Below are 7,141 nucleotides of genomic sequence, written 5' to 3'. Positions count from 1 at the left end.
CACGTGATCGACGAAATCGACCGGGTGGAGGACACGATCGCCTCGATGCACCACGAACCGATCGGATCGCTGAAAATCGCCGCGCCGGTCATGTTCGGGATGCACGTGCTCGCGCCGGCCATCGATGCGTTCAAGATGCGCCACCCGGCCATCGTGCCGGAAGTCACGATCGTGGACCGTCACGTCGATCTCGTGTCGGAGGGCTTCGACGTCGGGCTGCTGCTGTCCCAGCACATCAGCAACAACACGCTGGTGAAGCGCCCGCTCACGCGGCTTAGGCAGCTCGTCTGCGCCGCACCGCAATATGCCGAGCGGCACGGCACGCCCGCGCATCCGCAGGATCTCGCGTCGCACGCCTGCCTGGCGTTCCATGCCGATTTCATGGGCGAATACCTGTCGTTCGATCACGACCAGACGCGCATCACCGTACGCCCGAACAAGTCCGCGTCGTCGAACAACGTCGGGCTGATCCGGAACTGGGCGCTGTCCGGCATGGGCATCGCGGTCCTGCCCGACTTCCTCGTCAAGTCGGATCTCGACGACGGCCGGCTGCTCGCGCTGCTGCCCGGCTATCGGCTCGAGGCCCTCGAGATGAACGTCGCGTACCCGAGCCGCCGGCACTTTCCGCGCAAGGCCCGACTTTTCGTCGATCACCTGATCGACCATTTCGTCAGTTGAATGCAGGACGGCATCGCGCACGATTTTTCACGCCGATTCGCGGTCGCCCGCTCGAGCCGCACTCGCCCCGCACCCGGCCGCGGCGGCGCGCCGGCAGGCGCTCCCACGGCCGTCGACCCGTCACCCGGCGGGTATGGGCACGCCTGTTGCGCCGGCGCATCTCGGTAGTCGACCGCTCTTGGCAGCCCGCCGCGGAGGACTACACTAATCCTTAATGGGGTGCGGCCGGATAACCGCGCCCTCAGGGAGACGCCGCCATGAATCGGCCGCTGAATCGTATCCTGCCGCGCGTGACCGGTCCCGCCTCGGTGTGGACGTGGGTCAAGTGGTCCTTGCTCGCCGCACTGCTGATCGCGCTCGCGATCGTCGCGCGGCTCGTGCAGACCGAGATCGAAACCTCCCGGCTGCAGGCGCGCTACCTGTCCGAGCTCACCCGCGACGTCGGCTATACGGTCGAGGCGGGGCCGAGCGATCACATCCGCTTCCCCGCGAACGGCCCGTACGACCAGCGCTTCGGCTACGCGATGATCCCCGCGTTCCAGCAGCGGCTGCTCTCGCGCGGCTTCGTCGTCAGCGAGCAGGCGCGCGATTCGCAGCGGATGCTGGCGCTCGGCGAGCGCGGGCTGTTCCTTCCTTATGAAGAGAAGGACCAGACGGGCCTGATGCTGTTCGATTCGACCGGCTCGCCGCTGTTCGCGACCGTGTTTCCGCAGCGCGTCTACGCGGACTTCGACACGGTGCCGCGCGTGATCACCGATTCGCTGCTGTTCATCGAGGATCGCTACCTGCTCGACGGGAACGAACCGAACCGCAACCCGGCGATCGACTGGGGGCGCTTCAGCCGCGCGCTCGCCGACCAGGCGCTGCACGTCGTCAACCGCCATCAGGCGCGCCCGGGCGGCAGCACGCTCGCGACGCAGATCGAGAAATTCCGCCATTCTCCCGAGGGCCGCACCGCGACGCCGCCCGAAAAGCTGCGGCAGATCGCGTCCGCGTCGGTGCGCGCCTACCTGAACGGTCCGCAGACGATGCTCGCGCGCCGCACGATCGTCGTGCGCTACCTGAACTCGGTGCCGCTCGCCGCGCGGCCGCACGTGGGCGAAATCACCGGCATCGGCGACGGTCTCGCCGCGTGGTATGGCCGCGACTTCAACGACGTGAACCGCATCCTGTCCGCGCCGACGACCGGCGACAACGTCGACCAGCAAGGCAAGACGTTCCGCGAAGTGTTGTCGCTGCTGATCGCGCAGCGCGCGCCGTCGTACTTCCTCAACCGCGGCTATCCGGCGTTGCAGAAGCTGACCGACAGCTACCTGCGGCTGCTGTCCAACGGCGGCATGATCTCGCCCGCGCTGCGCGATGCCGCGCTCGCCGCGCAGATCGAACGCAGCGCGCCGCCGGCCGCCGCGCGCGTGCAGTCGTTCGTGTCGCGCAAGGCCGTCACCTCCGCGCGCGCATCGCTGCTGTCGGCGCTGGGCATCAGCGACCTGTACCAGCTCGACCAGCTCGACCTGCAGGCCACCAGCACGCTCGACAACGGCGTGCAGCAGGCGGTCGCCGAGCGGCTCGCGCGGGCGTCGACGCGCGACGGTGCGCAGGCCGCCGGCCTGTACGGTTTCGAGATGCTCGCGCCGAAGGACGACCCGTCGCACCTCACGTACAGCTTCACGCTGTACGAGCACCGCAACGGCGCGAACATGCTGCGCGTGCAGACCGACAGCGTGAACCAGCCGTTCGACGTGAATCGCGGCGGCCGCATCAACCTCGGCTCGACCGCGAAGCTGCGCACGCTGATCACGTACCTGCAGATCGTCTCCGACCTCCATGCGCGCTATGCGAACCTGTCGAACGCGGAGCTGGCGCGCGTGAAGCCCGATCCGATCGACGGGCTGTCGCGCTGGGCGCTCGACTATCTGTCGCATACGCGCGACCGCTCGCTGCAGGCGATGCTCGATGCGTCCGTCGAGCGCAAATATTCGGCGAGCCCGGACGTGTTCTACACGGGCGGCGGCGCGCAGGTGTTCTCCAACTTCGAGAAGTCGGACAACGGCCGCATCCTGACGCTGCACGCGGCGTTCGAGCACTCGGTCAACCTCGTGTTCGTGCGGCTGATGCGCGACATCGTTCACTATGAAACGCTGCAGGCGGCCGGCCCGTCGTCGTCGTGGCTCAACGATCCCGCGCAGCGCCAGCATTACCTGCAGCAATTCGTCGACGGCGAAAGCCAGGTCTACGTGAAGCGCTACTACACGCGCTATGCGGGCAAGGCGCCCGACGACGCGCTCGCGCTGATGCTGCGCGACGTACGCAAGTCGCCGCCGAAGCTCGCGACGGTGCTGCGCAGCGTCGCGCCGAACGAGTCTCTCGCGTGGTTCTCGGCGCAGATGCGCGCGCAACTGAAGGGCACGCCGGCCGCGACGCTGTCCGACGACGATCTCGCCGCGCTCTACGCGAAGTACGCGATCGACCGCTTCAACCTCAACGACCGCGGCTATATCGCGAGCGTCCATCCGCTCGCGCTGTGGACGCTCAACTACCTGCGCGCGCACCCGGGCGCGTCGCTCGCCGAGGTTCAGCGCGACAGCCGCGATACGCGTTTCTACACGTATTCGTGGCTGTACAAGACCCGCTACCACGCGACGCAGGACCGGCGCATCCGCCGCATGGTCGAGCTGCGCGCGTATGCGGAGATCACGAAGTCGTGGCGCGCGCTTGGCTACCCGTTCGCGGAAGTGACGCCGTCCTATGCGGCCGCGATCGGTGCATCGGGCGACCAGCCCGACGCGCTCGCGAAACTGATCGGCCTGATCGCGAACGGTGGCCAGAAGGCGCCGACCGAGACGATCACGCGACTCGATTTCGCGAAGGGCACGCCGTACGAAACGCGTTTCGTGCGCGCGGCCGCCCAGCCGCAGCCGGTGCTGTCGCCGGAGATCGTCAACGTGGCGCACACGCTGCTGCGCGACGTCGTGCTCCACGGCACCGCGCGCCGCCTCGCGGGCGGGCTCACGCTGCCGGACGGCAAGACGCTCGACGTGTACGGCAAGACGGGGACGGGCGACCAGCGCTTCAACGTCTATGCGCGCGGCGCGCGGCTGATCGAGTCGCGCAAGGTCAACCGCAGCGGCACCTTCGTGTTCGCGATCGGCGACCGGTTCTTCGGCGTGCTGACGGCGACCGCGCACGAACCGTATGCGGCGCGCTACGACTTCACGAGCGCGATGGCCGTGCAGTTGCTGAAGTCGATGGCGCCGGCGCTCGCACCGCTGATCGAACGCCCGGCCGACGCCGGCACGCGTACCGCGGGGCCGGCGCCGCAGGCGGAAACGCCTGCGGCGAATGCAGCGGCCGTGCAGCCGTCCTGACCGCCTGATCGCGGCGGGTAGGCACCCGCACCGGCGCGCCGCTCAGTGCGAGCGGCCGTCGTAGTGCGTGACGGGCAGCGCGTCGAGGTCGACGCCGTCGATGCAGCGCACGTTGATCGCGGCCATCGCGGTGCCCTTCGGATCGACGCCCTCGCCGAACGCGTGAATCCCGCAGCGCTTGCAGAAGCGATGCCGGATCACGTGCTTGTTGAACATGTAGGTGGCAAGATTCTCGTCGGGTGTCAGCAGCTTCATGTGATCGCGCGGCACGAACCACATCAGCGCGCCCTTGCGCCGGCAGATCGAGCAGTTGCACGCCATCACGCCCTGCAGGTCGCCTTCCGCCTCGAACGTCACGTCTCCACAATGACAGCTTCCGCGATAAAGCATGGTCGTCTCCCGGTGCAGCCCGTGCACGTCGCCGGCGCCCCGGCGGGACACCGTTGGCCGGGCCGATCCAAACGCGTACAGTAGCGCTCGCATGCGTCGCCCGCAATGTCCGGACGGCGCCATCCCTCACCGACCCAGGAGACCGTCATGCTCGAACTGCGCCCCGGCTGCGAATGCTGCGACAAGGACCTGCCGCCCGATTCGGAGGAAGCACGCATCTGTACGTTTGAATGTACGTTTTGCGCGACTTGCGCGGACGACGTGCTGAAGGGCCGCTGCCCGAACTGCGGCGGCGACCTGGTCGCGCGCCCGCGGCGACCGGCGAGCCTGCTCGCGAAGTACCCGCCGTCGACGGAACGGATCCACAAGCCGGGCGGCTGCGCGAACGCCTGACGGCACGGCGCCGGCACCGGCGCCGCGTGCCCGCTTCCGTCACGACATCTCGATCCGGGCACGCGTCACCGCCAGCAGCGTCGCCATCGCGCGGCGAGCGCCGTTCTCGTCGCGCACGCGAATCGCGTCGCTGACGGCCGTATGCTCGGCAAGCGACGCGTTGTACACGTCCGCCCGGCGCGCATTCAACTGCAGTTGCGCCTCGAGCGTGCGATCGATCAGCGCGCCGAGCGGCACCAGCAGCTCGTTGCCACCGGCCTCCAGCACGCTCAGGTGAAAGTGCAGATCGGCGCGCACCCATTCGTCGACGTTGCGCGCGGCGGCCATCGCGCGCACCGCGCCGTCGATCGCGTCGAATGCTTCGGGCGTATGGGTTCGCGCGGCCAGCGCGGCCGCGTGCGGCTCGATCATCTCGCGCATCTCCTGCAGCTTCAGCGCGAATGCGAGCGGCGGCGCGACACGCGCATACCAGTCGAGCAGGTCGGCATCGAGCAGGTTCCACGCCCGGCGCGGCCGCACGCGCGTGCCGACCTTCGGCCGCGATTCGACCAGCCCCTTCGACGTCAGCGTGCGCAGCGCCTCGCGCATCACCGTGCGGCTTACGCCGTACATCTCCATCAGGTCGGGTTCCCTCGGCAGCAGCGATTCGGGCGGATAGTCGCCGCGCAGGATCGCCGTCGCGAGCCGGAAGGCCGTCTGTCCATGCAGGTCGCGTTGAATGATCGTTCTCCGTCGGGCGAACTGCCCACTATCTGCACATTAATGCTATTAATACTATTTTTTATTCGACTACGCTAGGATAACCGCGAAAGCACGGATCGTGCGCCGCGCCCGCGCGGGCGCGCCGGTCAATCATGGAGACTCGCGTCATGAAAATCACCCGCCTCGAAACGTTCGTCGTCCCGCCCCGGTGGCTGTTCCTCAAGATCGAAACCGACGAGGGCATCATCGGCTGGGGCGAACCGGTCGTCGAAGGCCGCGCGCACACGGTCGAGGCCGCCGTGCAGGAACTGGCCGACTACCTCGTCGGCCGCGACCCGCTGCTGATCGAGGATCACTGGCAGGTGATGTACCGCGCAGGCTTCTACCGCGGCGGCCCGATCATGATGAGCGCGATCGCGGGCGTCGACCAGGCGCTGTGGGACATCAAGGGCAAGCATCACGGCGTGCCGGTGCACGCGCTGCTCGGCGGCCAGGTGCGCGACCGCATCAAGGTGTATTCGTGGATCGGCGGCGACCGGCCGAGCGACGTCGCGAACAATGCACGCGCGGTGGTCGAGCGCGGCTTCAAGGCCGTGAAGATGAACGGCTCCGAGGAGCTGCAGATCGTCGACACCTATGACAAGGTCGAACAGGTGATCGCGAACGTCGCGGCGGTGCGCGACGCGGTCGGCCCGCACGTCGGGATCGGCGTCGACTTCCACGGCCGCGTGCACAAGCCGATGGCGAAGGTGCTCGCGAAGGAACTCGATCCGTACAAGCTGATGTTCATCGAGGAGCCGGTGCTGTCGGAAAACGCCGAGGCGCTGCGCGACATCGTCAACCAGACCAACACGCCGATCGCGCTCGGCGAACGGCTGTACTCGCGCTGGGACTTCAAGCACATCCTCGCGGGCGGCTACGTCGACATCATCCAGCCGGACGCATCGCACGCGGGCGGCATCACCGAGTGCCGCAAGATCGCGACGCTCGCGGAAAGCTACGACGTCGCGCTCGCGCTGCACTGCCCGCTCGGGCCGATCGCGCTCGCCGCGTGCCTGCAGCTCGACGCGGTCAGCTACAACGCGTTCATCCAGGAACAGAGCCTGGGCATCCACTACAACCAGGGCAACGACCTGCTCGACTATCTGCGCAACCCCGAGGTGTTCCGCTACGAGGACGGCTTCGTCGCGATCCCGCAGGGCCCGGGGCTCGGCATCGACGTGAACGAGGAGAAGGTGCGCGAGATGGCGAAGACGGGACATCGCTGGCGCAACCCGGTGTGGCGTCACGCGGACGGCAGCGTCGCCGAGTGGTGATGAACGCGTGAGATAAGAAAGAGGCGTTGCGCGGCATGCGCCGCGCGAGGCGTTCGACACGGCCGCCCCGGCAGGGCGGCCGTTCTTGCATCCGCGGCGCGCGCCGGCGCCCTACACTGCGCCGCGCCGTTCGGCCGTCAGCCGAGCGCCGCGAACCCTGGCACGCTGAACGACAGCACGGCCGCCGCGACGAACACGCCGATCATCGTCATCCCTTCGAGATGCAGGATGTTGCGGAACGTGTGCGCGTCCTCGGTCGACGCGGTGCGGCGCAGGCGCGGCAGCGCCGAGAAGCGG

At 68.2% G+C, this 7,141-nt stretch carries 6 protein-coding genes and 1 pseudogene; 4 read left to right on the top strand and 3 right to left on the bottom strand.

What is annotated here, in order from left to right; translation table 11 throughout:
• Both JMF90_RS16470 and JMF90_RS16465 read left to right on the top strand, forming a co-directional pair.
• A partial coding sequence (locus tag JMF90_RS16470; protein WP_201325230.1) for a substrate binding domain-containing protein occupies positions 1-678 on the top strand: 678 nt, incomplete at its 5' end.
• Between the two features lie 257 nt (positions 679-935).
• Entirely contained in the window at positions 936-4,043 is a 3,108-nt protein-coding gene (locus JMF90_RS16465) for a transglycosylase domain-containing protein (RefSeq protein ID WP_011546134.1), read from the top strand.
• Between the two features lie 42 nt (positions 4,044-4,085).
• Here JMF90_RS16465 and JMF90_RS16460 read toward each other — a convergent pair whose 3' ends face one another.
• A complete protein-coding gene (locus JMF90_RS16460; protein ID WP_011546135.1) occupies positions 4,086-4,433 on the bottom strand; it encodes a GFA family protein in 348 nt (115 codons plus the stop codon).
• Between the two features lie 147 nt (positions 4,434-4,580).
• Between JMF90_RS16460 and JMF90_RS16455 the strand changes: the two genes are divergently transcribed.
• Positions 4,581-4,826: a DUF1272 domain-containing protein gene (locus JMF90_RS16455; RefSeq protein ID WP_011546136.1), complete on the top strand. Its 246-nt coding sequence runs from the start codon at positions 4,581-4,583 to the stop codon at positions 4,824-4,826.
• A 39-nt stretch (positions 4,827-4,865) separates the two neighbouring features.
• Here JMF90_RS16455 and JMF90_RS16450 read toward each other — a convergent pair whose 3' ends face one another.
• Positions 4,866-5,549: a FadR/GntR family transcriptional regulator gene (locus tag JMF90_RS16450; RefSeq protein ID WP_034174415.1), complete on the bottom strand. Its 684-nt coding sequence runs from the start codon at positions 5,547-5,549 to the stop codon at positions 4,866-4,868.
• Between the two features lie 146 nt (positions 5,550-5,695).
• On the opposite strand from JMF90_RS16450, the gene dgoD reads away from it, so the two are divergent.
• On the top strand, positions 5,696-6,844 hold the full coding sequence (gene dgoD / locus JMF90_RS16445) for a galactonate dehydratase (RefSeq protein WP_006483258.1): 1,149 nt from the start codon (positions 5,696-5,698) through the stop codon (positions 6,842-6,844).
• Between the two features lie 137 nt (positions 6,845-6,981).
• Here dgoD and JMF90_RS16440 read toward each other — a convergent pair.
• Positions 6,982-7,141 (bottom strand): annotated as a pseudogene (locus JMF90_RS16440) (copper resistance protein CopD); the annotation flags it as partial.

This window comes from Burkholderia sp. E168m23 (genome assembly GCF_016586125.1).
GTDB classification, from domain to species: Bacteria; Pseudomonadota; Gammaproteobacteria; order Burkholderiales; family Burkholderiaceae; genus Burkholderia; species Burkholderia orbicola.
Note: the sequence above shows the minus strand (reverse complement) of the source record. Positions and strands in the feature narration are given on the sequence as shown.